The organism is Enterobacter sp. 22452 (assembly GCF_052045065.1).
Lineage (GTDB): Bacteria > Pseudomonadota > Gammaproteobacteria > Enterobacterales > Enterobacteriaceae > Enterobacter > Enterobacter mori.
On sequence record NZ_JBQEOB010000002.1, the window covers coordinates 636,189 to 662,394 of the forward strand.

At 49.9% G+C, this 26,206-nt stretch carries 28 protein-coding genes; 8 read left to right on the forward strand and 20 right to left on the reverse strand.

Annotation, left to right across the window (positions count from 1 at the left end; translation table 11 throughout):
- Positions 1-48: 48 nt before the first annotated feature.
- Positions 49-1,818, forward strand: coding sequence for a terminase ATPase subunit family protein (locus ACTJJA_RS08225; protein WP_440667354.1), 1,770 nt, complete (start codon positions 49-51; stop codon positions 1,816-1,818).
- A gap of 1 nt (position 1,819) precedes the next feature.
- Positions 1,820-2,821: a phage portal protein gene (locus ACTJJA_RS08230; protein WP_325840578.1), complete on the forward strand. Its 1,002-nt coding sequence runs from the start codon at positions 1,820-1,822 to the stop codon at positions 2,819-2,821.
- A gap of 47 nt (positions 2,822-2,868) precedes the next feature.
- Here ACTJJA_RS08230 and ACTJJA_RS08235 read toward each other — a convergent pair whose 3' ends face one another.
- The 8 genes from ACTJJA_RS08235 to ACTJJA_RS08270 form a co-directional block, all read right to left on the reverse strand.
- Positions 2,869-3,570, reverse strand: coding sequence for a retron Ec48 family effector membrane protein (locus ACTJJA_RS08235; RefSeq protein ID WP_325840579.1), 702 nt, complete (start codon positions 3,568-3,570; stop codon positions 2,869-2,871).
- A complete protein-coding gene (locus tag ACTJJA_RS08240; RefSeq protein WP_325840580.1) occupies positions 3,567-4,751 on the reverse strand; it encodes a reverse transcriptase family protein in 1,185 nt (394 codons plus the stop codon). Before ACTJJA_RS08240 ends, ACTJJA_RS08235 begins: the two co-directional genes overlap by 4 nt.
- Before the next feature lie 478 nt (positions 4,752-5,229).
- Entirely contained in the window at positions 5,230-5,487 is a 258-nt protein-coding gene (locus ACTJJA_RS08245) for a hypothetical protein (RefSeq protein ID WP_325840581.1), read from the reverse strand.
- Between the two features lie 208 nt (positions 5,488-5,695).
- The gene (locus tag ACTJJA_RS08250; protein ID WP_440667357.1) at positions 5,696-8,008 is read right to left on the reverse strand and encodes a replication endonuclease; all 2,313 of its coding nucleotides are present in this window, start codon (positions 8,006-8,008) and stop codon (positions 5,696-5,698) included.
- A 1-nt stretch (position 8,009) separates the two neighbouring features.
- Positions 8,010-8,273 (reverse strand): DUF5405 family protein, encoded by a 264-nt coding sequence (locus ACTJJA_RS08255; RefSeq protein ID WP_029883439.1) that lies wholly within the window; start codon positions 8,271-8,273, stop codon positions 8,010-8,012.
- 22 nt (positions 8,274-8,295) lie between these two features.
- Positions 8,296-8,514, reverse strand: coding sequence for a DUF2732 family protein (locus tag ACTJJA_RS08260; RefSeq protein WP_045268999.1), 219 nt, complete (start codon positions 8,512-8,514; stop codon positions 8,296-8,298).
- Between the two features lie 66 nt (positions 8,515-8,580).
- Positions 8,581-9,081 carry a hypothetical protein gene (locus ACTJJA_RS08265; protein ID WP_029883441.1) on the reverse strand — a complete coding sequence of 167 codons (501 nt, stop codon included), beginning with the start codon at positions 9,079-9,081 and terminating at the stop codon, positions 8,581-8,583.
- The gene (locus ACTJJA_RS08270; RefSeq protein ID WP_169810063.1) at positions 9,078-9,248 is read right to left on the reverse strand and encodes a hypothetical protein; all 171 of its coding nucleotides are present in this window, start codon (positions 9,246-9,248) and stop codon (positions 9,078-9,080) included. Before ACTJJA_RS08270 ends, ACTJJA_RS08265 begins: the two co-directional genes overlap by 4 nt.
- A gap of 97 nt (positions 9,249-9,345) precedes the next feature.
- Between ACTJJA_RS08270 and ACTJJA_RS08275 the strand changes: the two genes are divergently transcribed.
- Entirely contained in the window at positions 9,346-9,534 is a 189-nt protein-coding gene (locus tag ACTJJA_RS08275) for a hypothetical protein (protein ID WP_000184654.1), read from the forward strand.
- A 2-nt stretch (positions 9,535-9,536) separates the two neighbouring features.
- Here ACTJJA_RS08275 and ACTJJA_RS08280 read toward each other — a convergent pair whose 3' ends face one another.
- Both ACTJJA_RS08280 and ACTJJA_RS08285 read right to left on the reverse strand, forming a co-directional pair.
- Positions 9,537-9,776, reverse strand: coding sequence for a hypothetical protein (locus tag ACTJJA_RS08280; RefSeq protein WP_000042568.1), 240 nt, complete (start codon positions 9,774-9,776; stop codon positions 9,537-9,539).
- 41 nt (positions 9,777-9,817) lie between these two features.
- Positions 9,818-10,096: a regulatory phage cox family protein gene (locus ACTJJA_RS08285; protein WP_032665605.1), complete on the reverse strand. Its 279-nt coding sequence runs from the start codon at positions 10,094-10,096 to the stop codon at positions 9,818-9,820.
- 119 nt (positions 10,097-10,215) lie between these two features.
- Here ACTJJA_RS08285 and ACTJJA_RS08290 point away from each other — a divergent pair, with 119 nt between their 5' ends.
- Complete coding sequence (locus ACTJJA_RS08290; protein ID WP_032665606.1) at positions 10,216-10,515, forward strand: helix-turn-helix domain-containing protein; 300 nt, start codon at positions 10,216-10,218, stop codon at positions 10,513-10,515.
- A 96-nt stretch (positions 10,516-10,611) separates the two neighbouring features.
- Complete coding sequence (locus ACTJJA_RS08295; protein WP_440667362.1) at positions 10,612-11,622, forward strand: phage integrase; 1,011 nt, start codon at positions 10,612-10,614, stop codon at positions 11,620-11,622.
- A 109-nt stretch (positions 11,623-11,731) separates the two neighbouring features.
- Here the strand turns inward: ACTJJA_RS08295 and leuE are convergent, their stop codons facing one another.
- The 3 genes from leuE to ACTJJA_RS08310 all read right to left on the reverse strand — a co-directional run bounded on the left by leuE (position 11,732) and on the right by ACTJJA_RS08310 (position 13,148).
- On the reverse strand, positions 11,732-12,367 hold the full coding sequence (gene leuE, locus ACTJJA_RS08300; protein ID WP_109081352.1) for a leucine efflux protein LeuE: 636 nt from the start codon (positions 12,365-12,367) through the stop codon (positions 11,732-11,734).
- Positions 12,368-12,436: 69 nt separating this feature from the next.
- Positions 12,437-12,847 (reverse strand): Exc2 family lipoprotein, encoded by a 411-nt coding sequence (locus tag ACTJJA_RS08305; protein ID WP_421510495.1) that lies wholly within the window; start codon positions 12,845-12,847, stop codon positions 12,437-12,439.
- A 127-nt stretch (positions 12,848-12,974) separates the two neighbouring features.
- Positions 12,975-13,148, reverse strand: a complete 174-nt coding sequence (locus ACTJJA_RS08310; RefSeq protein ID WP_017384232.1) for a YciY family protein — start codon at positions 13,146-13,148, stop codon at positions 12,975-12,977.
- A gap of 143 nt (positions 13,149-13,291) precedes the next feature.
- On the opposite strand from ACTJJA_RS08310, the gene cls reads away from it, so the two are divergent.
- Together cls and ACTJJA_RS08320 are read left to right on the forward strand one after the other, a co-directional pair.
- Positions 13,292-14,752: a cardiolipin synthase gene (gene cls / locus ACTJJA_RS08315; protein ID WP_089599052.1), complete on the forward strand. Its 1,461-nt coding sequence runs from the start codon at positions 13,292-13,294 to the stop codon at positions 14,750-14,752.
- A 32-nt stretch (positions 14,753-14,784) separates the two neighbouring features.
- On the forward strand, positions 14,785-15,114 hold the full coding sequence (locus ACTJJA_RS08320; RefSeq protein WP_006810881.1) for an HI1450 family dsDNA-mimic protein: 330 nt from the start codon (positions 14,785-14,787) through the stop codon (positions 15,112-15,114).
- A gap of 31 nt (positions 15,115-15,145) precedes the next feature.
- Here ACTJJA_RS08320 and ACTJJA_RS08325 read toward each other — a convergent pair whose 3' ends face one another.
- The 7 genes from ACTJJA_RS08325 to ACTJJA_RS08355 all read right to left on the reverse strand — a co-directional run bounded on the left by ACTJJA_RS08325 (position 15,146) and on the right by ACTJJA_RS08355 (position 23,030).
- Complete coding sequence (locus ACTJJA_RS08325) at positions 15,146-16,015, reverse strand: ion transporter (RefSeq protein ID WP_182400729.1); 870 nt, start codon at positions 16,013-16,015, stop codon at positions 15,146-15,148.
- Between the two features lie 14 nt (positions 16,016-16,029).
- Positions 16,030-17,034: a murein tripeptide/oligopeptide ABC transporter ATP-binding protein OppF gene (gene oppF, locus ACTJJA_RS08330; protein WP_440667366.1), complete on the reverse strand. Its 1,005-nt coding sequence runs from the start codon at positions 17,032-17,034 to the stop codon at positions 16,030-16,032.
- Positions 17,031-18,044: an ABC transporter ATP-binding protein gene (locus tag ACTJJA_RS08335; protein ID WP_214605235.1), complete on the reverse strand. Its 1,014-nt coding sequence runs from the start codon at positions 18,042-18,044 to the stop codon at positions 17,031-17,033. The genes oppF and ACTJJA_RS08335 overlap by 4 nt, the downstream gene beginning before the upstream one ends.
- Before the next feature lie 11 nt (positions 18,045-18,055).
- On the reverse strand, positions 18,056-18,964 hold the full coding sequence (gene oppC / locus ACTJJA_RS08340) for an oligopeptide ABC transporter permease OppC (RefSeq protein WP_014884161.1): 909 nt from the start codon (positions 18,962-18,964) through the stop codon (positions 18,056-18,058).
- Between the two features lie 12 nt (positions 18,965-18,976).
- Positions 18,977-19,897: an oligopeptide ABC transporter permease OppB gene (gene oppB / locus ACTJJA_RS08345; RefSeq protein WP_089599049.1), complete on the reverse strand. Its 921-nt coding sequence runs from the start codon at positions 19,895-19,897 to the stop codon at positions 18,977-18,979.
- Between the two features lie 84 nt (positions 19,898-19,981).
- Positions 19,982-21,610 (reverse strand): oligopeptide ABC transporter substrate-binding protein OppA, encoded by a 1,629-nt coding sequence (gene oppA, locus ACTJJA_RS08350; RefSeq protein WP_126545988.1) that lies wholly within the window; start codon positions 21,608-21,610, stop codon positions 19,982-19,984.
- A gap of 772 nt (positions 21,611-22,382) precedes the next feature.
- Complete coding sequence (locus tag ACTJJA_RS08355; protein WP_256459347.1) at positions 22,383-23,030, reverse strand: YchE family NAAT transporter; 648 nt, start codon at positions 23,028-23,030, stop codon at positions 22,383-22,385.
- 478 nt (positions 23,031-23,508) lie between these two features.
- On the opposite strand from ACTJJA_RS08355, the gene adhE reads away from it, so the two are divergent.
- Complete coding sequence (adhE, locus tag ACTJJA_RS08360) at positions 23,509-26,187, forward strand: bifunctional acetaldehyde-CoA/alcohol dehydrogenase (RefSeq protein WP_440667370.1); 2,679 nt, start codon at positions 23,509-23,511, stop codon at positions 26,185-26,187.
- The last annotated feature ends 19 nt before the right edge of the window (positions 26,188-26,206 follow it).

Sequence of the window (26,206 nt, forward strand, 5' to 3'; positions counted from 1 at the left end):
CCCCTATTTCCTTAGCCTTGCCGCGTCACACCAAAAAATGAGGCAAGCATGACCATTTCAACTGACCTTTCTTTGTTAAATGACCCGCGACGAAAGGCGCGGCTGTTGTACTGGCAGGGGTTCGCCGTGCCGCAAATCTGCGACATGCTGCTGCTCAAGCGCCCGACCGTGCAGAGCTGGAAACAGCGTGATGGATGGGAGGAAACCGCGCCGATTAACCGCGTGGAATCGACGTTAGAGGCGCGGCTTATTCAGCTCTACGCAAAGCCAGACCTGACCGCGCATGACTTCAAAGTTGCTGATTTTCTGTCGCGCCAGATGGAGCGGCTCGCACGCGTGAACCGCTACGGCCAGACCGGAAACGAGGTGGATTTAAACCCCAATATCGCCAGCCGTAACAAAGGGGATCGCAAAAAGCCGAAACGTAATTTCTTCAGTGATGAAGCGATTGAAAAGCTGGAAGAGATTTTCTTCGACCAGTCGTTTGACTATCAGCTCCGCTGGCATAAAGCGGGATTAGAGCACCGCATCCGCCACATCCTAAAATCCCGCCAGATTGGCGCGACGTTCTACTTTGCGCGTGAGTCACTCCTGCGCGCGCTTAAGACCGGGCAAAACCAGATATTTTTGTCGGCCAGTAAAACGCAGGCTTACGTGTTCCGTAAGTACATCATCGCCTTTGCCCGTCTGGTTGATGTCGATCTGTCAGGCGATCCGATCGTCATCGGCAACAATGGCGCTGAGCTGATTTTTCTCGGGACCAATTCCAACACTGCGCAGAGTCACAACGGGGATTTGTACGTCGATGAAATTTTCTGGATACCCAATTTCCAGAAGCTGCGCAAAGTCGCCTCGGGCATGGCCTCGCAGTCGCACCTGCGCACCACCTATTTTTCGACCCCGTCGACGCTGGCGCACGGCGCTTACCCGTTCTGGTCAGGCGAGCTGTTTAACCGTGGCCGCAGCAACCGCGACGAACGTGTCGACATCGATATCAGTCATCAGGCGCTTGCCAGTGGAGTGCTGTGCGGTGATGGACAGTGGCGGCAGATTGTCACCATTGAGGACGCGCTCGCCGGTGGCTGCACCCTGTTTAACCTCAACCAGCTTAAGCAGGAAAACAGCGCGGATGATTTCCGTAACCTGTTTATGTGCGAGTTTGTCGACGATAAGGCGTCGGTATTCCCGTTCGAGGAGCTGCAGCGCTGCATGGTCGATGCGATGGAAGAATGGGAGGACTTCGAGCCGTTCGCCGACCGTCCGTTTAACTGGCGACCGGTCTGGATTGGCTATGACCCGTCACACACCGGCGACAGCGCCGGGTGCGCGGTACTGGCTCCGCCGCTGGTCGCCGGTGGCAAGTTCCGCATCCTTGAGCGTCACCAGTGGAAAGGCATGGACTTTGCCGCGCAGGCCGAGGCCATCCGGGCGCTGACCGAGAAATACACCGTTGACTATATCGGCATTGATGCGACCGGCATCGGCCAAGGTGTTTACCAGCTCGTGCGCTCATTCTTCCCGGCGGCGCGTGCCATCCGCTACACGCCGGAAATGAAAACCGCGATGGTGCTGAAAGCGAAAGACACCATCAGGCGTGGGTGTCTGGAATATGACGCCGGTGCAACCGACATCACTCAGTCATTTATGGCCATCCGCAAAACCATGACCAGCAGTGGCCGCAGCGCCACCTACGAAGCCAGCCGCAGTGAAGAGGCCAGCCACGCGGATATCGCGTGGGCGACCATGCACGCCCTGTTAAACGAGCCGCTTTCCGCAGGTAGCGGTATGCACTCAAACTCTATTCTGGAAATTTATTAAAATGGCAAAACATAAACCTACCCAGCAGGCAGTCAGCAAGCCGCAAAAGATGGAGGCGTTCACCTTTGGTGAGCCCTCCGCCGTCATGGATCGCCGCGACATCCTCGACTATGTCGAGTGTATTCATAACGGGAAATGGTATGAGCCGCCGGTCAACTTCTCGGGGCTGGCAAAAAGCCTGCGCGCCGCCGTGCACCACAGCTCACCGATTTACGTGAAGCGTAACATTCTGGCGAGCACCTACATCCCTCACCCGCTGTTGTCGCGTCAGGATTTCAGCCGCTTTGTGCTTGATTATCTTGTCTTTGCGAATGGCTATCTTGAAAAGCGATTGAGCGTCACTGGGCAACTCCTGAATCTGGAAACCTCGCCAGCGAAATACACCCGCCGTGGCGTCGAGGATGACGTTTACTGGTATGTGTCGAACTTCACGCACCCGCACGAATTTGCGCCGGGCTCGGTGTTCCACCTTCTTGAGCCGGACATCAATCAGGAGCTTTACGGGATGCCGGAATATTTAAGCGCACTCAACTCCGCCTGGCTGAATGAATCCGCCACGCTGTTTCGTCGCAAGTATTACCAGAACGGCGCACACGCGGGGTACATCATGTATGTCACCGACGCGGCACAAAGCAGCACCGACGTCGAGTCACTACGTGATGCAATGCGTAATTCAAAAGGGCTTGGGAATTTTAAGAATCTGTTTTTCTACGCTCCCAACGGAAAACCGGACGGCATCAAGATCGTGCCACTGAGTGAAGTCGCCACGAAAGATGACTTTTTCAATATCAAAAAGGTGAGCGCCGCTGACCTGCTTGATGCGCATCGTGTGCCGTTCCAGCTGATGGGCGGCAAGCCCGAGAATATCGGCTCATTAGGGGATGTCGAGAAGGTGGCGCGGGTGTTTGTGCGTAACGAGCTGACACCGCTGCAGGAGCGATTTAAAGAGATTAACGACTGGTTAGGGATGGAGGTTATAAAATTCAATGATTACATACTTTAGTTAACATATTCATTGCCGGGTGGTGGAAGAACCCCACCCCATCTTAATCAGGTATAACTTCTTTTGATTTTACTTAACTCAACCACTTGATAGCCAAATGACAAATTAATCGTATCTATATATTCCAACACCTGCCCTTCGATTTCGATAAATATATTTTTTGGGCCACTATTAATACAGACACCAATTTCACCAAGTGCCATTATCATTTTCCTCTGATGTGTTTTATATTTATAATCTTTGTTCTCATCAGTAATGTGTGAATTTGCCTCCTCAATTACAGCCTGAATATTTGCTATCACATTCAAATAGGTTGAGGAAACCGAAATATCCCCTCCTTTCGCCATTGGGAACATTACTTTGTACCATCTAAAAAAATTAACCCCTTCTGGATATATTCTCGTTCGTTTGGAAAGCTCAGCACTTGCAAACTCTCGGAACATGGTTAAGTGAGTTGTATAATTACTATTATTGTTATTCTTAACTCCAGAATAATAAGTCATCAAGGCTATTATAACGCCAAAAACAGTTACGAAGGTTGTCATTAACCATCCAAAAGCTTGAGCCCAAAGAGTAATCCCTGACATTTTTTTTGCAAAAGTATCCAGACATTGACTGCTCATGCAAAAATCGTTTTCAAATAGTTTTTGCTCAACTATCGTCAAATAGACTGATATGGCAGAAAAAACCATAAAGGCAGAGGTGGAAATAATCACCACATAAATTAAAACTTTTAATTTAGCATTCATATCGGACGGACCTTGCTCAACCGAACTCTAAAGCCTTCCACTACCTCATCAAATGCATCTGAACGGGTAAAAATAATCATTTTATACAAAGTTAAATTATATTTTCGTTTATACCAATGCTTACCATTATTACCGTTGAAAAAAGAAATCTCGAGACTGTTAACTGCGGCCTCAACCACTGCCACATCACGTTTTGATGGCATTGGTTTGATAGCCAGAAGTTGCTGTTTAAATTGCTCATATTTTTCGTGACCAACGCGGCCAAGCTTATGAACTCTCCCCATGCAACGATTAAATTCCTTCCTGTATGCAATACTTGTCTTTGTATTATTTTTTATTGATAGCTGCTTTAGGTTATGCAAGGATGCTCTAATTCTTTTAACTTCATCACTTGGTAGGCGTGGAGATTTATAATCGATTCTCAAACCATGTATTTTTATTGGCTCTGATGAACAATGAAATATTTTAGTTTTTCGTTTATTTATGGGCAAGTCATGTTCCGAAAGCATATTTTCAATATGATTTAGTATTTGAGAAAAATCATAATCGTTTATTTTCGATGATACAGTAATATCGTCGACTAGCCTAGTGTAAACTAAATTTTTCCTTAAGGCTCGTTGAACGATATCGCCTTCTCGCTCATAGAGGCAAAGAGTTGCAATGTAACTCGATGTTAATGCCCCTTGGACAATAAAATCACCTTTACAGCATAAGGTCGTCAAATACTTCAACGCTTCATCCTTGATGTTCAATACATTCTCTAAAACATCACTAACAAGATCTTTATGAATATTGTCGAAGAAATTGCTTATATCAACCTTTAATACTGTTTTTGCACCACAATGAGCTTTTGCGCAAGATACATAATCACGTTTGATATGGCTATTAAGACCATCATTTTTCCCTGGGACAGAACCATATAAAAAACAAGGAAAAACTACCAACTCCTTGAAAATTCTTTTATTCACCCTAGATTGTAATAGCCTCATTTTAGGGTGAAGAGAATACACAATCCTCTTGCTTCCATCCGCCTTTGGGAGTTCTTTCAAGACATACTTCTCTTCATCAGGGAGCCCTGCTATTTCATTCAGTTGATCGACTGAAACAGACAGGGTTTGCGCAAGCTTGGAGAGCGAGGTGATAGGAGCTTTTGATTTGCTGTAAGGTTTTAATTTATCCATAATTTCACCAAACAAAGTTACGTACGGTCTACCCATGCTCAAGGGTGGGACAACAAGGATGTTTACATCAACAATCGTCAGCAGCAGCCAGTGTTATCTTTTCGACCGTACGTAATGTCGTCGGCTACGGCATCGCCGTGGGTGGCGATGGTGGGGCCATACCGATAGGTCCATAAAGGACGCTTTTTTTCTTTAAAAAAAGCTTTATCTGACGATATAAATATGTTGATTGCCACATACTAAGCGGAACGCTAGTGCTTGAATAATATTGCCCTCTTTTTTTTTAGATTTCAACTATATCTTATTGAAAATGTACTTTTCACCTGCGCGCAATGCTATCCCCGCCTCGCCTGCCCGCTTAACGGGTCGCTTTTAATGCAAGTGCATCAGGAGCCCCGAGCCGCGCCTGCGCTGGCGCTTGCTCGCAAACGCTGGAATCAAAAATGAATGCAAACTCATGCACCTGATGCATGCACCACTAGAAAAGTGAAAAATTTGGGTCAAATTCCTCGCTTTTTACCTCTACTTTTTTCATTGAGGCCAGAAAATTCATACCATCATTTAGCGATACCGGTCGCTCGTACTCAATCATAAAAACACCATCAAAAGTGCGCCCCAGCCAGTACCCGCCGCCGTACTCTTTAGGCCGCTGAAAGAAAACCCACCCTCCGGGACGGTAATGCTCTAAGGTCTCACCCCGATAGACCACCTGAAAATCCAAGTCATGACCCGCCATAGCCCCTCCGCACAAATACTGTATGCACATACAGTATTTGTAGCAGATATACAGGCGAAATGCTAACGCCTCGCAGGGCTCGTTGTTCAACACCACCGGCACTGAAAGTAAGTTTCAGCACCGGTGCTGTTCTTACGGTCGCCGTGGTGGGCGACATTCAAGCATGTTTACCGATGTGATCACATATGATTTCGGATTACTGATGTAGCTATATTGATGATGGTTGTTTCTCACTACTCTCCTCCTGCATTGAAAACCCCGGCCACCCGTCAGCTGCTGCGTATTTGAATTTTTTATCGCCATAAATCACCGTTGCCCCACGCGCTAGCGCATCGAGCTCCCACCGTTCCGGGGTAATGCCCTCCTGAGCTAAATCGAAACGAATATTTGCGACGCGATCCCTTTCAGGCTTTGTCATCCTGGAGGATGGCGCTTGCTCGCTGGTTTTGAGCGGCGCATTGCTTCTTTGCTGCCGATGTTTCCGCGGTGCGCCAGCTTTTAACGCCCCGTTAAGCACCTTCACGACGTCCGGCTCATTCCAGCTGGTAACCCCGCGTTCAATCAGGTTTAACACCGCTGCGGCTTGCTCAGACGGCGTAGAGGTCATAACTGGATCGCCACCGCCGGTGGGCTTTCCACAGTTATTGACAGGACTCCGAGGCGCGGCAGAGCCGCTTTTTAAGGTCAAAGGCTCAACGGCCAAAACCTTTGGCACGATTCGCCATTCGGCTGTACGGGTTACATGGACACGGTGAGCCCCGAGGTGAGGGGCATAAATCCCGACAATCCTCTCGATATCTTCCTCATAGTCGTTGACCTCATCCGTCACCTTACGGGCAACCCTTACGGCCTGAGCATCACGCGGCATGTTTGCCCCACCCTGCGCGATGATATACCGCTCAAAGTCCCCTTCATCTGCAGCAGCTCGCGCGGCTTCAACCCTCTCGTCAAACTCGCTGGCAATACTCACCCCGCGCGGCAGCTTGCGCAGTTCGCGGTAAGCGCCCATCGTCGGGAGACCAATCGGTTTAAACTGCGGGATGCGCCATGTAGACGCCCATGCGGTGACAGCTGCGGCCGTATCTTTCAGGGACTTGCCGGTGTCGTGGTCGAGTTGGCCGTCGAGCGCGTAGCCATCAATATTTTTGGCAATGTATTTAGCGATATAACCCGCTGCGCCGCCCCGATTAAGATGACGAGACTCAAAGCGCTGTTTTGCCGCTCCCTTTTCGTGTCCGTCCTCTTTGAGGGCATAACGACGCATGATTTCGTTAATGGCTTTACGCTGACCGGGTTTGCAAAACAGCATCATGTGCCAGTGAGGCGTACCGTCGTGGTGCGGTTCGACAACGCGCATCCCGTACACCTCTAAATCGTTATCTTTGAACGCGGTACGCATCAGGCTCCAGATTCGGCAGAGATAGCGCTGGCCGTCTTTGGGTGTGAATGCGGTTTCGTTCCAGCCGTGATTGAGCTGCACCGTTTTGGTTTCGCCTTTGCCGACCTGTCGGGTCGGATGATATTTCGAGGGTGTGGTCAGGGTGATAAACATCCCCACATCACCGGTGTTGGCCGCGTAGCGCTCAATCCCGGCGATGGTGTTCATCAGCTCCATGCGGCGTATCTCAGGATTTGAAATACTCCCCATGACCTTGCTGATGAGGTCGATACGCTCGCCGGTTACTTTGTTTTCGAGCTCGCAGGATTTCAGGTATTCGAGATTAGCCTGGCGGCGCGCGTGAACATCGCGGATCGCTATTTTGCTTGCGTAAGGTGAACGGTCTTTGTTGACCTCACCTGCTGCGATGAGCAGCGCCTCGCGCCAGCGCATCCGCTGCGCCTTGAGCTGGTTGACCCACCACTCGTCCTTAATCAGTCGTGAAATAGCGGAAAAGGCCATGCGGATCGTCATCTGACCCTTAAGGTATTTTTTCCAGTACATCGGGGTGATGTTTAATGCGCGAGCAATACCGGCCACTTGCCCGTATAGGTGCGACTGGGCTTCATCGGTGAAAAGTGTCTCTTTCCCGCCGTAAGCCTCCGCCCATGCGTCGCTTAACTCCTCGTATTTGATCCAGAGCTGAGAGGCAATTCTGGCCGCAAATTTCCTGAGCGCTTTGTCATTCATATCTGGTAAGCGCGCATACTGGTCGCGCTCGGACAGAAACCCAATCGAGGCGGTTTCATTCATCCCGCACAGCTCATTAACACGCTCAAGACGTGGCAGCAGCTTGCGCTCAAACGTGTTTTTAAGGAAAGACAGCCCACCTAAAGGGCTCTTTTTACGGCGGATGAAGTTATAACGCGATGTAAACAGCGTTTGCAGGAAAAACGGCAGACGGTCAATCCGGTTTAAAACACCTTGCACCTGACGGAGTTCGGCACGTGTAAGGGGTCTGTCGCGGCCAATGGCCTCTTTGGTGACGTTATTCCAGGGATAAGCACCAACGAATGAATCACTGGTGCCCTTCAAAAATGGTGGTGGCGAGGGGGCAACACGCCCCCGAGGTTCGTTGGACATATTATTTAAAAGCGTCCAGACATTGCTTCCCCATGCGTTCAATCCGAGCTTCCAAAGCTGAGAAGCCGGTAAGATCGCTGGTCAAAAGATCATGCAAAACCAAGCCTGAGATAAGCTTAGGGATAGTTGGGTAGTAACCCACAACGTCCAACCATTCCTTACCTTCATTCTTCCCGGATGTAGCGGTCTTTTTTTCCTGCAAAATGAATTGATAGCGGTCACTGGTGATGACGTATTGGTTATTAATCTCGATGCGTATGCTCATTTTTGCTTCCTGTTAACAGTGGTTAACCAGCTCTACCGAAAATTGAGTTGTGTAACTTTTCCGACTCCTGGCCTAATAACTCGATAATCTCGGTGCGATTAAGTTCTGACTTACTGATGTACGCGATAAGCCCATCAAACTGAGAAGAGTAACGGGTCGCCAAGTCGCGCTGTGCCTCGCTTACTGCCTGCGCCAGATGTGCCGAACACATCCCCCGCTGCGCTGTATTTTGTTTTTGCATTTGCCTATCTCCAGACAAAAGGAGCCCCCACGCTGTAAGGCGCGTAATAAAACGAATCCAGATTAATTAATGTAAATACTGCTCAGGTTTTACCGAGGTTAAAATAGTTGGTGCGTACTCAAAAAGGCTGAACAGCTCTCGCAGCGCGCGGAAAAGTTTATCGCGCCAATAACAGCCCTCTTCGTTCAAACGCCAGTGCGGCATCATAAATTCCTGCTCTGTCAGCCCCGCATGAAGAAACAGTGATCGCCTTTGGCTAACGGTCAGGCGGCTGATGAAAGTTGCTTTCGACACGCCAAGTTGGCGGTGCCGGGCGAATGCATTTCTCAATTCATCAAGCGCGCAAACAAGACGCTCACGATCGGCTTCGGTCATTTCCTCTAAGCGCATGACAGAGTGGCGCTGTTTTAATTGAGCGTGGAAACAAACCGTAAGACGCTCCCGCTCCATCATCTGATTGTAAAAATCGCAAGTGTCCTGCCAGCGAGGCTGAGCCAAATACTTGCAGACCAGACCGCGAAGCGCTGTTGGTTGTTTCTGGATCACGTCCAGTGTCATTACCGTCATAACCACAGTCCTCTCTTTTTGACCAGACGGCGAACCTTCTCGATAACGCCCGGCTTACGGGTTCGGATGATTATGCCCTTGCGGCCGCGACCGTGAGTGATGGTGAAGTTGATCGGATTAGGGTTTTCTCTTCGAAGCAACTGTGCAATACAGCGAGGCTCTTTCATAAATTCTCCTTAGGGAGTCGGGTTTTAACCATGCCCGACGCATGGCCTTGTGATAGGATCGAATCGCCAAAAACAAGCCAATCACATGAGGTATTTCATGACTAATCAACAAAATGATGAATTAATTGCCACTCTAAAATCAGCCATTGCATTGGTTAATTCTTCCTCTGATGCGATCTCAAATCGTGAGAAGGCTGAGGAAATCAACAAACTGTCAATCCAGTTGAGAGAGGCAGTTCAATCTAAAATGCCTGTCACGCATAAAAGCTTTTTAGATATCAACTAAGCTCAAATACTGGTGGGGTTTGCCATAACCCCACGTTCTTTTGCTAAAAATTCTAGATACAGACCTGCAATCTCCTCATAGGCAACATCAAGTTCAAAAACTTCTCCCGACGTCAGATGCACCTCAACTTTGTCGGCTGTTTCAGTGCGCTCACGGATAGCGGCCACGCTTTTTAAGTCGATCAGCACCCGCATACCATTAGTGATATGACGAATGCAGCCATGCTTTATTGGTTTTGACATGCAATTTCTCGATTGAATTTGAATGAAATAGATGAATCTAATTACCGTGAAGGTTGCCCTAAGCCGAGCCACATCAACCAACCATCGCGAATCTCTCTAGGACGGCTTTCATATGCCATCTTCATACCGTTGTTCCATGCCGGAAGGTAGACCCAATACTCCCCAGCTCTTCCAGTAGCAGATTGTGGGTCGGTCATTTCAATGATTGGTAATTTGCCTTTCTCAATCATCCCTTTTACGGCCGCCGGGGTTTTACCTATCAGGCGTGCAAACTCCTGATATGGAACTGCGTCAGTTGCGCTCTCTAACGTCTTCTTCATCTGGTACACTTCTCCGTTAGCGTTTTAATTGCTCTTAATGGCTTATAATTGCCTTTAGTGTAACTACGAATGCAAAACAATGGATACCATGAACACAAAATTACGCAATAGGAGTAACTATGTCAATACACGTTTCAGAGAAGCTAAAACTCATGCGGGAGTCAGAGAGGCTAAACCGTAGGGAAGTCAGTGACTTGACTGGCGTTCCTTATAGTTCACTTTCGAGCTATGAAAGCCGCTCCAAAAATGCAGGTGTGGAATCCATAATGAAAATTCTCCAGCACCCTCGTTTCACGAAATACACGATGTGGTTTATGACTGATCAAATAGCACCTGAAGCTGGGCAAATTGCACCGGCTCTCGCGCACTTTGGGCAGCAGACAACAACGTCACCCCACTCAGACCAGAAAACTGGCTAACCATTTACGGCGCTTTTTTGTGCAGCAAATGCACAGTGAGTTTTTGCTATTTAAATCAGGAAATTGAAGTACGCAGTAACATCATCGGGAGGCTTTATGTCTGTTAAAAAGCTCGATGATGGTCGATATGAAGTGGACATTAGACCGAGCGGGCGTAACGGAAAACGCATCCGTCGGAAGTTCGACAAGAAAAGCGAGGCGATGGCTTTTGAAAAGCATACTCAATATAACCATCACTCAAAGGAATGGCTTTCAAAACCAACGGACAAACGCCAATTGTCGGAACTGAAAGAGTTATGGTGGAAGCTGAAAGGTAAACATGAGGAGCACGGTCAATCGTATCTCAGGAAAATTGAGCGTTTCGAAACGATGACCGGAAACCCGTGCGCTTTCCAAATTACCAAGAGCCTGATAACGCAATATTGTGCTCAACGCCGGGGTGAAGGTATTAAGCCAACAACCATCAACCGCGACCTGATCACACTAGGTGGGATGTTCACTACTCTGATTGAGTCAGAATTGTATAACGGTGAACATCCTTTCAGGGGGTTCAAGAAACTGAAAGAGCAGGCAGCCGAAACGGGCTATCTCACTCTTGAAGAAATTGATGCCTTACTTGCCGCGCTAACAGGTGATAATCGTAAAATTGCAGTTTTGTGTTTGAGCACCGGGGTAAGATGGGGAGAAGCGGCACGGTTAAAGGCGGAGAACGTGATTCATAACCGGGTGTCTTTCGTTAAGACGAAAACCAACACACCGCGCACGGTCCCGATCTCTGATGACGTTGCGGCTTACGTAGTCGGCAAAACACGAGGCTTTCTGTTTCCTGAGGCCAGTTATGCTGACTTTAGGCGAACCCTCAAAGAGGTTAAGCCCGATTTACCGGCCGGACAAGCAACACATGCGCTACGACACTCTTTCGCCACGCACTTTATGATTAACGGGGGCAACATCATTACACTTCAGAGGATCTTAGGTCATACGAAAATTGCGCAAACGATGGTCTATGCGCACTTCGCTCCTCAGTACCTGCAGGACGCGATTTCGCTTAACCCGTTGAAGGGTGCAAATGGTGGTCAGAGTGTCCACAATGTGTCCACACCCTAGCCGCTTTTTATGGCTTTTGACTGCTAGTAGTAAAACGTGAAGCCTTGTCTGGCGCGGCTTTCCAGCTACGCCAGACATTAAAAAGGCTCCCTCAGGAGCCTTTCTTCTGTCAATGTAGCGACGCTAATCTCGCCGCAAAGCCGACAAATAATAGTCCTATCAGACCATTTCCCAGCTTCGCCAGTTTCTTTTTGGTTTTCAGGTAGCGGGTGACAAACGCGCCAGAGAAGATCAGGAAGCTCATGTACATAAAGCTAATCAACTCAAGCGTGGTGGCGAGGATCAGGAAAGAGGTTCCGGTGTTTTGCGCATTCACGTCAATAAACTGTACGAAGAATGACACGTAAAACAGAATCGCTTTCGGATTCGTCAGGCTCAATACCAGGGAGCGTTTCATGATTGCGCTGGCAGGCTCGGTTCCACCTTCGTGGGCGTTATTCTGGCGAGTCATAACGGACCACAGCATTTTGCCGCCGAGCCACAGCAGATAAAACGCTCCCAGATAGCGGACAATATTGAACAGCACCGGCGTGGTCTGGATTAAAGCTGCGACCCCTGCCCATGCCAGAAACATCAAAACCGCATCGCCGATAAACACACCGGTCGCGGCGAGATAGCCTTTTTTGACGCCGTGACCAATACCCGTTTTCAATACAAACAGCGTATTCGGACCGGGTACCAGCACAATGAAAAATGCACCGACCACGTACGTCCAGAAATTCAGTACACCAAACTCCGCAAACACCTCTCCCTCCTTTTGCTGAAAAACAACGGGAATATCGCTGCAAAAACGATATTCCCGAAAACTGTCGCGTTATTGTACGCCGTTATAGCCGTCAAGATAAGTCGTGGCCAGTTCGTTGCCGTATAAAATGGCATCCTTCGGCTCCATTTCCGAGGTCCATTTGCTATCACTATTCCCCGTGAAGGCGTGCTCCGTTTTGGCCTCTTCCTTCAACCGATCGCGAATAGCCTGTGCATACTGCTGAGCGTAAGACGGCGGTTGCCCCGCGGCGCGGTCATCTTTCCCCTGCTTATACAGCTCACGAAACTGCGGCACATTGAGACGGTAATTTTGCGAAATACTGGAGGTATAATTTCCGCCCGTAAAATTGGATTGATGCGAGACGAAATAATAGGCATGTCTTTCAGGTGAGGGTTTGTTACTGTTGCAAGCGCTGAGTACAGCGATCCCCATAAGTACCGCGACCACTTTTCCATTCATCCTTTGTTCCTTTTAAATTCATGAGGTTAGGCAAGAGGAGTATATCGCGAAATGAGGTCGGGAAGAGACTGCAAAAAATGATAGTCTTATAAAATCAGCGGGCACCTTGACGGTGCCCTCATGGTTCTCAGATATCCTGGACGGCGAACAGCAACGCGTTGCGGTGTCTGTTTAGTCCACATTTTCTGATAGCGTGGATACGCATATTGCGGCGGGATTGTGCTTCCAGCCAACGAGCCTTACGACGACTCACCTGTCGCAACATACGCCAGCGCCCTACTTCTGTTCTACTGCGCTTCATATCGACAACTCTTTCACTCACAGAGTCGTCATTATAAGCTCAACCCCGTCGCAAACCAGCGCTTTTATCTGCCGTTTTTATTTGCCAGATGAATCCTGATGCGTACACTCATAACAATACGCTTTCAAAAGGATTTTTTACTTATGACAACCTTCTACACCGTGGTGAGTTGGCTGGTCATTCTGGGATACTGGCTGTTAATCGCGGGGGTGACGTTACGCATCCTGATGAAGCGCAGAGCCGTACCTTCTGCCATGGCCTGGCTTCTGATTATTTACATTCTGCCGCTGGTGGGCATTATCGCGTATCTCTCTTTCGGTGAGCTCCATCTGGGTAAACGCCGCGCCGAGCGCGCCCGCGCGATGTGGCCCTCGACGGCGAAATGGCTCAGCGATCTTAAAGCCTGCAAACATATCTTTGCCGAAGAGAACAGCAGCGTCGCCTCTTCATTATTCAAGCTTTGCGAACGCCGCCAGGGCATCGCGGGCGTTAAGGGTAATCAGCTGCAATTAATGACTTCGTCCGACGATGTGATGCAGGCGCTGATCCGCGATATTCAGCTGGCGCGTCATAACATCGAGATGGTTTTTTATATCTGGCAGCCGGGGGGCATGGCGGATCAGGTTGCTGAATCACTGATGGCCGCCGCTCGCCGCGGTATTCACTGCCGCCTGATGCTGGATTCCGCTGGCAGCGTCGCGTTTTTCCGCAGCCCGTGGGCGGGAATGATGCGCAATGCCGGTATAGAAGTGGTTGAGGCGCTGAAGGTTAATCTGCTGCGTGTTTTCCTGCGGCGCATGGATCTTCGCCAGCACCGCAAAATGATTCTGATTGATAACTATATTGCCTACACCGGCAGTATGAACCTGGTCGACCCGCGCTTCTTCAAGCAGGATTCCGGTGTCGGTCAATGGATCGATCTGATGGCGCGAATGGAAGGCCCGGTCGCCACCTCGATGGGGATCGTCTACTCGTGCGACTGGGAAATAGAAACCGGTAAGCGTATTTTACCGCCGCCCCCGGACGGCAATATTATGCCGTTTGAAGAGGCCAGCGGACATACCATTCATACCATTGCCTCCGGGCCGGGTTTCCCGGAAGATCTCATCCACCAGGCATTACTCACGGCGACCTATTCTGCGCGTGAGTATCTGATTATGACGACGCCTTACTTCGTCCCCAGCGACGATCTGCTGCACGCTATTTGTACTGCCGCGCAGCGTGGTGTAGATGTCAGTATTATTATGCCGCGCAAAAACGATTCTCTACTGGTCGGTTGGGCAAGCCGCGCATTCTTTAGCGAACTCCTTGCCGCAGGGGTGAAAATTTATCAGTTTGAAGGCGGACTGTTGCATACCAAGAGCGTGCTGGTGGACGGTGAACTGAGCCTCGTGGGCACAGTTAACCTTGATATGCGCAGCCTGTGGCTTAACTTTGAAATCACCCTCGTGATTGACGATGCCGGATTTGGTGGCGATCTGGCGGCGGTCCAGGATGATTATATCTCCCGCTCGCGCCTGCTGGATGCCAGACTGTGGGTGAAACGCCCTCTCTGGCAGAGAATTGCTGAACGACTGTTTTACTTCTTTAGTCCGTTGCTGTAAAACGTGCCCACGATGTTTAACAGGTAGTCATTATGGAAATGGATCTGAACAATCGCCTGACCGAAGACGAAACGCTCGAGCAGGCCTATGACATTTTTCTCGAACTGGCGGTTGATAACCTCGATCCCGCAGATGTGATCCTCTTTAATCTGCAGTTTGAAGAACGCGGCGGTGCCGAGCTGTTCGACCCTTCAGAAGACTGGGCTGAGCATGTTGATTTTGATCTCAATCCGGACTTCTTTGCTGAAGTGGTGATTGGGCTGGCCGATGAAGATGGCGGTGAAATTAACGACATTTTCGCCCGCGTTCTGCTGTGTCGCGAGAAAGACCACAAGCTGTGCCATATTCTCTGGCGCGAATAATAAAAAAGGCTGCGATGGCAGCCTTTTTTATTTAATCCGGTAATTCACTACCACAGCGGTTACAGAAACGCGCGCTGTGTTCATGCTCACCCTGATGGCAGTTCGAACATTTACGCTGCTGCTTGCGATTCTGAAATGCGCTGCTCATGTGGGTGGTAATCAGTCCCGTCGGGATCGCGATCACCGAATAGCCAATCAAAATCAGGACCGATGCCACAATACGCCCAAGCGGCGTATGCGGTGTGATATCGCCGTAGCCAACGGTTGTAACGGTCACAATGGCCCAGTAGACGGACGCATTGAGCGTCGTAAAGCCATATTTGGGCCCTTCTATTAGATACATCAGCGCGCCAAAAACAATCATGACGATGGCAATAAACGAATAGAACAAAATAAGCTGATGCCGCGCACTGACGATCGCACTCCAGAATACGCGTAATGACGGCATAAAACGCAGTAACTTCAGAATACGTAATACCCGAATCACGCGCATCGCTCGCCAGGCGAAGACATAGCTCAGGCTGATCTCCGGCCAAAGCCACATGACATAGAGCGGCAGGATGGTGGCTAAATCGATAAATCCCCAGAAGCTGAAAACATATCTGGCCGGGTTGGGCCAGGCTATCACTCTGAGGAGATATTCGGCGGTAAAGACCAAGGTAATCGCCAGCTCAAGCCAGACAAAGATATGCCATTCGTCAAACGTCAGGTGGTATTGCGTCCCGGCACCCGATTCAATAAAGATGACAACCACGCTGAGCAGCGCAAATAAACCGCAAAGACCTTCGAAGCGTCGTCCGGATACCGTTTCAGGATCGAATAAAAAATGATAAAGCCGCCGACGGGCTGACGTGAATAAACGCGACACAGTAACCTCGCAAAAAATAAGGGCTGACGTCATGTCAGCCCTTGCGATTATAACGGGTCTACTTTAAGGCAGGAAACCGCATGTCGGAAACTGCCCTCCAGCACCGGTCGTGTTTTTGCACATTCCGGGCCGGCCATTGGACAGCGCGTGCGGAATACGCAGCCGGAGGGCGGATTAATCGGCGAAGGCAGTTCCCCTTCCAGCAGCTGAATAGTTTTATTTTTTTCCAGATCCGGGTCGGGGATCGGCACTGCTGACATCAGCGCTTTGGTATAAGGATGCAGCGGGTTGTGGTACACCTCGTCATAGGTGCCCAGTTCCACCGCGTGCCCCAGATACATCACCAGTACACGGTCTGAAATGTGCTTCACCACGGCCAGATCGTGAGCGATGAAGATCAGCGAGAGTCCCATCTCACGCTGCAGCTTCTGCAGGAGGTTAACCACCTGTGCCTGAATGGACACGTCCAGCGCGGAGACCGGCTCATCACAGATGATCAGCTTCGGTTCCAGGATGAGCGCACGCGCAATGCCAATACGCTGACACTGGCCGCCGGAGAATTCGTGCGGATAGCGGTTGATGAGGTTTGGCAGCAGGCCCACTTTCATCATCATCGCTTTCACACGATCGCGCACTTCCTGACGCGACATCTTCGGATGATAGGTGCGCAGCGGCTCGGCAATAATTTCGCCGATAGTCATACGCGGGTTCAGTGACGCCAGCGGATCCTGGAAAATCATCTGGATATCGCTGCGCACGTCGCGCCACTCGTCCGCTTTCATCCCCAGCAGGTCTTTGCCAAGCCAGGCCACTTTGCCGTCGGTGGCTTTCACCAGACCGATAATGGCACGGGCAAAAGTGGACTTCCCGCAGCCAGACTCACCCACCACGCCCAGCGTTTCGCCCTCGTACAGGCGAAGCGTTACGCCATCAACGGCTTTGAGGGTTTTAGGCGGCTGCCAGAACCACTGTTTGCCGTCTTTGATATCGAAATGGACTTTAAGATCGGCAATTTCGAGCAGCACATTTCTTTTTTCATCTAATGCGTTCATACCAGCTCCTCATGCGACTTAAAGCAGGCGCGCAGGCGGCCTGGTGCAAACTCTTCCAGCGGCGGAGCGCTATTACAAATTTCCATCGCATGCGGACAACGTGGCTGGAATGGACAACCTTTTGGCAAACGCAGCAGGTTTGGCGGGTTACCCGGGATCGTCAGCAGGGATTCACCTTCCGCATCCAGACGCGGTACCGCATTCAGCAGGCCGATAGAATACGGATGTGCAGGCTGATAGAAGACATCACGCGCCTGACCGTACTCCATGGTACGACCGGCATACATCACCAGCACTTTGTCGCAGATACCTGCAACCACGCCCAGGTCATGGGTGATCATGATAATTGCCGTGTTGAATTCCCGCTTAAGCTCGTTCAACAGGGTCATGATCTGTGCCTGAACGGTCACATCCAGCGCAGTGGTCGGCTCATCAGCAATCAGCAGTTTTGGCCGGCAAAGCAACGCCATCGCAATCATCACGCGCTGACGCATACCGCCAGAGAATTCGTGCGGGAACATGCGCATGCGCTTGCGCGCTTCCGGCATTTTTACCGCATCCAGCATTTTTACCGACTCTTCAAAGGCTTCCGCTTTACCCATACCTTTGTGCAGCATCAGCACTTCCATCAGCTGTTCGCCGACGCGCATATACGGGTTTAAAGAGGTCATTGGGTCCTGGAAAATCATCGAAATCTGCTCGGCACGAAGCTTATTCAGCTCGTGTTCCGGCAGGTTGAGGATTTCACGACCGTTGAATTTCGCAGAACCACCTATCACGCCGTTAGACGCCAGCAGCCCCATCAGCGCAAATGCGGTTTGAGATTTACCGGAGCCAGACTCCCCCACGATCCCCAGCGTTTCACCGGCGCGCAGGTTAAAATTAAGGTCGTTTACGGCGGTTACATCACCATCCGGCGTTTTAAAGGTGACACGGAGATCGTTTACATCCAGCAGCAAATTGCTCTGCTGTTGCGCCATTGGCGCAGTGGCCGTTTCAATAATCGTCATGACGGCGCTCCTTAACGGTCTTTCGGGTCGAGGGCATCACGCAGGCCATCGCCGATAAAGTTGAAACAAAACAGGGTGACAACCAGGAAGCCCGCCGGATACAGCAGCAACCACGGTGAAACTTCCATCGAGTTTGCACCGTCACTCAGCAACGCGCCCCAGCTGCTTAGCGGCTCTTGCGTGCCCAGCCCCAGGAAGCTCAGGAAGGATTCAAACAGGATCATGCTCGGCACCAGCAGTGAGGCATACACCACCACCACGCCAAGAACGTTCGGCACAATGTGGCGAACCACGATATTTCTGGTCGATACCCCACCCACCTGTGCCGCTTCGATAAACTCTTTGCGCTTAAGGCTCAGCGTTTGACCACGCACGATACGCGCCATATCGAGCCAGGACACCATCCCGATGGCCACGAAAATCAACAGGATGTTCTGACCAAAGAAGGTCACCAGCAGGATCACGAAGAACATGAACGGGAAGGAGTTGAGGATTTCCAGCAGACGCATCATAACGGAGTCCACTTTCCCGCCAAGATAACCGGAAAGCGATCCGTAGAGCGTGCCGAGGATCACCGCCACCAGCGCGGCAGCAATACCGACCATCAACGAAATGCGGCCACCGATGGCCACGCGCACCAGCAGGTCACGACCGGATGAATCGGTACCGAAATAGTGTCCGGACTCCATATCTGGCGCGCTGGACATCATGCCCCAATCCGTATCGAAATAGGTGAATTGCGACAGCATCGGTGCCAGCGTCACAAACAGAGCAATGATCACCAGGACGACCAGGCTCGCGACGGCAGCACGGTTGTGCATAAAGCGGCGACGCGCATCCTGCCAGAGGCTACGACCTTCGACTTCCAGTTTTTCACTGAAGTTTTCCAGCGCCTCGCTGTTTTTCTTACTCAACATCATGGCGTGCTCCAGTTAGTAACGGATTTTAGGGTCGATAACGGCATACAGCACATCGACAATGGCGTTAAACAGAATGGTCAGCGCACCAACCAAAATCGTCAGGCTCAGCACCAGCGAGTAGTCACGGTTAAGCGCACCGTTAACAAACAGCTGACCAATGCCCGGCAGGCCGTAGATGGTTTCGATAACCATTGACCCCGTAATGATGCCGACAAATGCTGGCCCCAGGTAAGACAGGACGGGTAACAGCGCAGGCTTCAGCGCATGCCGTAAAATAATCCGGCGCATCGGTAAGCCTTTCGCGCGCGCGGTACGGATAAAGTTGGAGTGCAGAACCTCAATCATCGACCCGCGCGTGATACGCGCGATACTGGCGATGTATGCCAACGATAATGCCACCATTGGCAGTATCATGAACTGCAGCGCCCCACCGTTCCACCCGCCGCCCGGCAGCCATTTCAGCGTGATGGCAAATATCATGACCAGCAACGGTGCGACAACGAAGCTTGGGATAACCACCCCGGTCATTGCGACCCCCATGACGGCATAATCCCATTTGGTATTTTGTTTTAAGGCGGCGATAACGCCCGCAGCAACCCCGAGAACGACGGCGAGCAGGAATGCTGCAGCACCCAATTTAGCCGATACCGGGAAGCTTGACGCCACCAGATCGTTAACGGAGTAGTCTTTATATTTGAATGACGGCCCAAAATCCCCGTGTGCCAGCTGCTTCAGATAGTTGAAGTACTGGGTAGAGATAGGATCGTTCAGATGGTATTTCGCTTCAATGTTGGCCATGACTTCTGGCGGCAGCGTACGTTCACCGGTAAAAGGACTTCCCGGTGCAAGACGCATCATGAAGAAGGAAATCGTGATGAGAATAAATAGCGTTGGAATCGCTTCAAGACAGCGACGTAGGATAAATTTCAACATTGCCCGTACCTTCTGGCGTGTGCCTATATTATGTGACGTTGGTTAGACACCGTGGGGCGAGTACCCTCGCCCCACTCATTGCCATTAATGCTTGATAATATAAAGATTCTTAACGGAGATATTATCCAACGGGTCTTTACCGGTATAACCCCCTACCCACGGTTTCACCAGACGGGCGTTCACGTAGTAGTAAACCGGTACGATTGCAGAGTCTTTATCGAGTTGTTCTTCTGATTTCGCGTACAGCTCTGCGCGTTGCGCATCGTCAGTCACTTTCAGCGTATCACCGATAATCTTATCGAAAGCCGGGCTCTTATAGTGTGCAGTGTTATTCGAACTGTCACTGAGCATCGTGTTCAGGAAGGATGTCGGTTCGTTGTAGTCCGCACACCAGCCAGCACGTGCCACGTCGAACGTCCCCTGATGACGGGTATCGAGGAAGGTTTTCCACTCCTGGTTTTCCAGTTTGACGTTCGCACCCAGGTTTTTCTTCCAGATAGACGCGACGGCAATAGCCAGTTTTTTATGCAGATCTGACGTGTTGTACAGCAGGTTAAACGTCAGAGGCTTATCAGCGGTATACCCTGCTTCAGCCAACAGTTTTTTGGCTTCTTCGTTACGTTTTTCCTGGGACCATTTGAACCACTCAGGTTCAACCAGTTTCATACCGTCGGTGTAAGGCGGGGTGTAGCTGTAAGCCGGCAGATCGCCCTGGTTTTTCACCTTGTTAACAATGATATCGCGATCCAGCGCCAGCTTCAGCGCGGTACGAACGCGCACGTCTGTGAACGGTGCTTTCTGGTTGTTGATTTCGTAGTAGTACGTGCACAGGTACGGATCGACGTGAACTTCTTTCGGGATCTCTTTTTTCAGTTTCTGGAACAGTTCAATCGGCATGTTGTTATAGGTCATGTCGATCTCGCCGCTGCGGTAGCGGTTAACGTCTGTCACTTCAGAAGAAATTGGCAGGTAAGTCACCTGATTGATCACGGTTTTCGCGTTGTCCCAATACTGCGGGTTACGCTCCAGAACCATACGTTCGTTGACCACCCAGTCTTTCAGCTTATAAGCACCGTTGGTCACGATATTGGCTGGCTGCGTCCATTTTTCACCAAATTTCTCGACGGCGGATTTTGGTACCGGAGAGACGGACGGGTGAACAAGCAGCTTATAGAAGTACGGAACAGGTTCGCTCAACGTCACTTCAAAGGTATTCGCATCAATGGCTTTTACGCCCAGATCGGTAACAGGTTTTTTGCCTGCGATAATGTCATCAATATTGGCGATGTGACCATACTGCAGATAGCTCGCATACGGAGAGGCGGTATTTGGATTCGCCAGGCGCTGCCAGCTATACACGAAATCTTCGGCGGTGACCGGAGTGCCGTCGGACCATTTAGCATCTTTACGCAGATGGAAGGTCCAGACTTTGAAATCTTTGTTTTCCCATTTCTCTGCCACACCCGGAGCCGGGTGGCCGTCTACGTCAGTGACCAGCAGACCTTCGAACAGATCGCGGTTAACGTTCGACTCAGGAACCCCTTCAATTTTGTGCGGGTCCAGAGACTGAACTTCCGCACCGTTGTTACGCACCAGCGTCTGTTTTTCCGCCAGTTGTACTCCAGCAGGCACATCCGCAGCCATTGCGTTGCCCGCGATTAGCGCAGTTAAAATCCCCGCCGCTATCAGATTTTTTTTTGTGATGATGGTCATTGTGTTGGTACTCCACTCATTATAATTACTGGCCTTCGCCAGCTGTGTAATCCCCTGTTGGGGCCTGTACAGCGCAGGAGTTTTTTTATGCTGCTGCCAGGTTCTTTTTTCTACTTCTTGCTATCACCGACTTTTTTATTACTGACCGCTCGTATGGCCGTCTTGCGTCGATTCTTAACGCGCCGCCCCGTCTGCGACGTGTTATGGATTTCTGAGACGAAAACTATATGAAAATAATTCTCATCTACTTGTTTAATTCTGCAAAATATAAGGCCGGAAAGTATCAAATGGCGCATACGCCCGCCAATACATTTTGCAAATTTGTTAAGCAATTCTCTTTTACGAAGGATACCGTTTCTCTGACAATCGTCTCACTGGACAGCATTTATCAAAAAATGAGTGAATATTCAATAAGATGTAAAAAACCTTCTTTGCGCGCACTTCAATGCGTCGCCTCAGGCAGATTTTGCACAAAAATTTAACAACTGGTTATTATTTAGCACATTCCTCTAGGGGAACATTGAAATTACTAATATCATTTCGGATATCACTCAGCAAGCCCCAGACTATCATGTGAGTAAAATAACAGAGCATTCGAAGGATTTATGTGCAGGCGGGTGGGTAAGAAAGAATTAACTCGTTGAAATACAAGAAAAGAGGATTATTAGTAGAATTTATTATGTCATGTTCACATTTCAACTTTATTTATATGATTTGCTGATAATGACGTAAAAAAAACGGAGCCCCTGGCTCCGTCCTTTCATATGAAGTTTTAATGCAATAACCCAGGGAAAATGCTTTTAATGCCGGTAACGATAAACTCAATACCCAGCGCCATCAGTAGCAGACCCATGATACGGGTAATAACGTTGATGCCTGTTTGCCCTAACAGCCGCACCAGCCAGGGGGCCATGCGGAATACGCCCCAGCAGCAGAGCGCGAAAAGCGCAATCGCCACGGAAAAACCGATCAGGTGCATCAGACTGTGATAGCGCGTCCCCCACACTATCGTCGAGCTAATGGCCCCCGGCCCCGCCATCAGCGGCAAGGCCAACGGAACGACACCGATACTTTCACGGACCGCTGTTTCTGATTTCTCCTGTTTGTTCTGTTTATCCTCGCCCAGCTTACCGCTGATCATCGACATGGCGATGGTGACAACCAGAATCCCGCCCGCAATACGGAAGGAATCAATAGAAATACCGAACAACTGCAGAATGGCGTCGCCCAGGTAAAGCGACGTCAGCAGAATAATCGCTACCGATAAGTTTGCCGTCAGGTTGGTTTTGTTTCTGGCTGCGGCTGTCTGGTAGCTGGTCATACTGATGAAGACAGGGATAATCCCCACTGGGTTCACCAGTGCAAACAAACCAATAAAAAACTTAAAATATGTTGGGAAATCAAAGAGCGTTTGAATCACATTTAGCTCCGCTAATGAGCATGTTCAGGGACAGAAAATATGTCATGATAAAACCGCGCTGAAGATACGCTTTTTTGCAGCATTCTTCACCAGAAATCTGTGCCAAAACGTTATCATTTCATGATGTTAAACATTTGTAGAATCAATGATAGCGTCACTTCTAATAGTTTCGTAATTATTTAACAGTGGAAAATTCGTGCCGAAATAGGCTGCTGAAAGGTATCAGCTTAGGGAAAAATTGATGCAGATCATGATTTCCGTACTCAGAAGTGAGTAATCTGATTACGCCGCCAGGGAGATCACCTATCAAAAAGGTATGATGCTAAGGTAAGGCTCTTTTAGTAAATTAGTGAGCTGGAACGAGAAGTAAGCCCTTGTTTTACTGTGTGTTACGCAAGTGGTATCGGCTCTGTCTATACTGTGTGACGTATCGAGCGCTGGTTTACTAAAAGAGTTTAAACATTATCAGGAGAGCATTATGGCTGTTACTAATATCGCTGAACTGAACGCACTCGTCGAGCGCGTTAAAAAAGCCCAGCGTGAATATGCCAATTTCACCCAAGAACAGGTTGATAAAATCTTCCGCGCAGCCGCACTGGCTGCTGCAGATGCTCGAATCCCTCTCGCTAAAATGGCCGTTGCCGAATCCGGTATGGGTATCGTTGAAGATAAAGTGATCAAAAACCACTTTGCTTCAGAGTATATCTACAACGCCTATAAAGATGAGAAAACCTGTGGCGTGCTGTCTGAAGACGACACCTTCGGTACCATCACTATTGCAGAACCTATCGGCATCATTTGCGGTATCGTTCCAACCACTAACCCAACGTCTACTGCTATCTTCAAATCACTGATCAGCCTGAAGACCCGCAACGCAATCATCTTCTCCCCGCACCCACGTGCGAAAGACGCGACCAACAAAGCAGCAGATATCGTTCTGCAGGCTGCAATTGCCGCTGGCGCACCAAAAGATTTGATTGGCTGGATTGATCAGCCGTCTGTTGAACTGTCCAATGCACTGATGCATCACCCAGACATTAACCTGATTCTGGCGACCGGTGGTCCTGGTATGGTTAAAGCTGCATACAGCTCCGGTAAACCAGCCATCGGCGTAGGCGCAGGTAACACTCCTGTTGTTATCGACGAAACGGCGGATATCAAACGTGCCGTTGCGTCTGTACTGATGTCAAAAACCTTCGACAACGGCGTTATTTGTGCGTCCGAGCAGTCTGTTGTGGTTGTTGATTCCGTGTACGATGCCGTTCGTGAACGTTTCGCAAGCCACGGCGGCTACCTGCTGCAGGGTAAAGAGCTGAAAGCCGTTCAGGACATCATCCTGAAAAATGGCGCACTGAATGCTGCTATCGTAGGTCAACCAGCATATAAAATTGCTGAGCTGGCAGGCTTCTCCGTTCCGGCAACAACCAAGATCCTGATTGGTGAAGTGAAAGTTGTCGATGAAAGCGAACCGTTCGCTCACGAAAAACTGTCCCCTACTCTGGCAATGTACCGTGCGAAAGATTTCGATGACGCGGTAGAGAAAGCAGAGAAACTGGTTGCCATGGGCGGTATCGGTCACACCTCTTGCCTGTACACCGACCAGGATAACCAGCCAGAACGTGTTGCTCACTTCGGTCAGAAGATGAAAACTGCACGTATCCTGATCAACACCCCTGCTTCTCAGGGTGGTATCGGTGACCTGTATAACTTTAAACTCGCACCTTCCCTGACTCTGGGTTGTGGTTCCTGGGGTGGTAACTCCATCTCTGAAAACGTTGGTCCAAAACACCTGATCAACAAGAAAACCGTTGCTAAGCGAGCTGAAAACATGTTGTGGCACAAACTTCCGAAATCTATCTACTTCCGCCGTGGCTCTCTGCCAATCGCGCTGGATGAAGTGATTACTGATGGCCACAAACGTGCGCTCATCGTGACTGACCGTTTCCTGTTCAACAACGGCTACGCAGATCAGATCACCTCAGTACTGAAAGCTTCTGGCGTTGAAACTGAAGTCTTCTTTGAAGTTGAAGCTGACCCAACACTGAGCGTTGTTCGTAAAGGTGCTGAACTGGCAAACTCCTTCAAACCAGATGTGATTATCGCACTGGGTGGCGGTTCCCCAATGGACGCCGCGAAAATCATGTGGGTCATGTACGAGCATCCGGAAACTCACTTCGAAGAACTGGCGCTGCGCTTTATGGATATCCGTAAACGTATCTACAAGTTCCCGAAAATGGGCGTGAAAGCGAAAATGATCGCTGTCACCACCACTTCTGGTACCGGTTCAGAAGTGACGCCGTTTGCGGTTGTAACTGATGATGCAACAGGTCAGAAATACCCACTGGCTGACTACGCGCTGACCCCAGATATGGCTATCGTTGATGCCAACCTGGTGATGGATATGCCGAAATCACTGTGTGCCTTCGGTGGTCTGGATGCCGTGACTCACGCCCTGGAAGCCTATGTGTCTGTACTGGCGTCCGAATTCTCTGACGGTCAGGCTCTGCAAGCTCTGAAACTGCTGAAAGAGAACCTGCCAGCGTCTTACAACGAAGGGTCTAAAAACCCGGTAGCGCGTGAGCGTGTACACAGTGCTGCAACCATCGCTGGTATCGCGTTTGCGAACGCCTTCCTGGGTGTTTGTCACTCAATGGCACACAAACTGGGTTCACAGTTCCACATTCCTCACGGTCTGGCGAACGCTCTGTTAATCAGCAACGTTATCCGTTATAACGCGAACGACAACCCAACCAAGCAGACTGCATTCAGCCAGTACGACCGTCCACAAGCACGTCGTCGTTACGCTGAAATCGCTGACCACCTGGGTCTGAGCGCACCGGGCGACCGCACTGCGGCTAAGATTGAGAAACTGCTGGCATGGCTGGACAGCATCAAAGCTGAGCTGGGTATTCCTAAATCTATCCGTGAAGCAGGCGTTCAGGAAGCTGACTTCCTCGCTCACGTAGATAAGCTGTCTGAAGACGCATTTGATGACCAGTGTACTGGTGCTAACCCGCGCTACCCACTGATCTCCGAGCTGAAACAGATCCTGCTGGATACCTACTACGGTCGCGAGTTCAAAGAAAATGACACTGTCGCGGCAAAAGTTGAAGCGCCTGTTGTTAAAGCTGACAAAAAAGCGAAGAAAAGCGCTTAATTGACAGCCTAATAAAAAA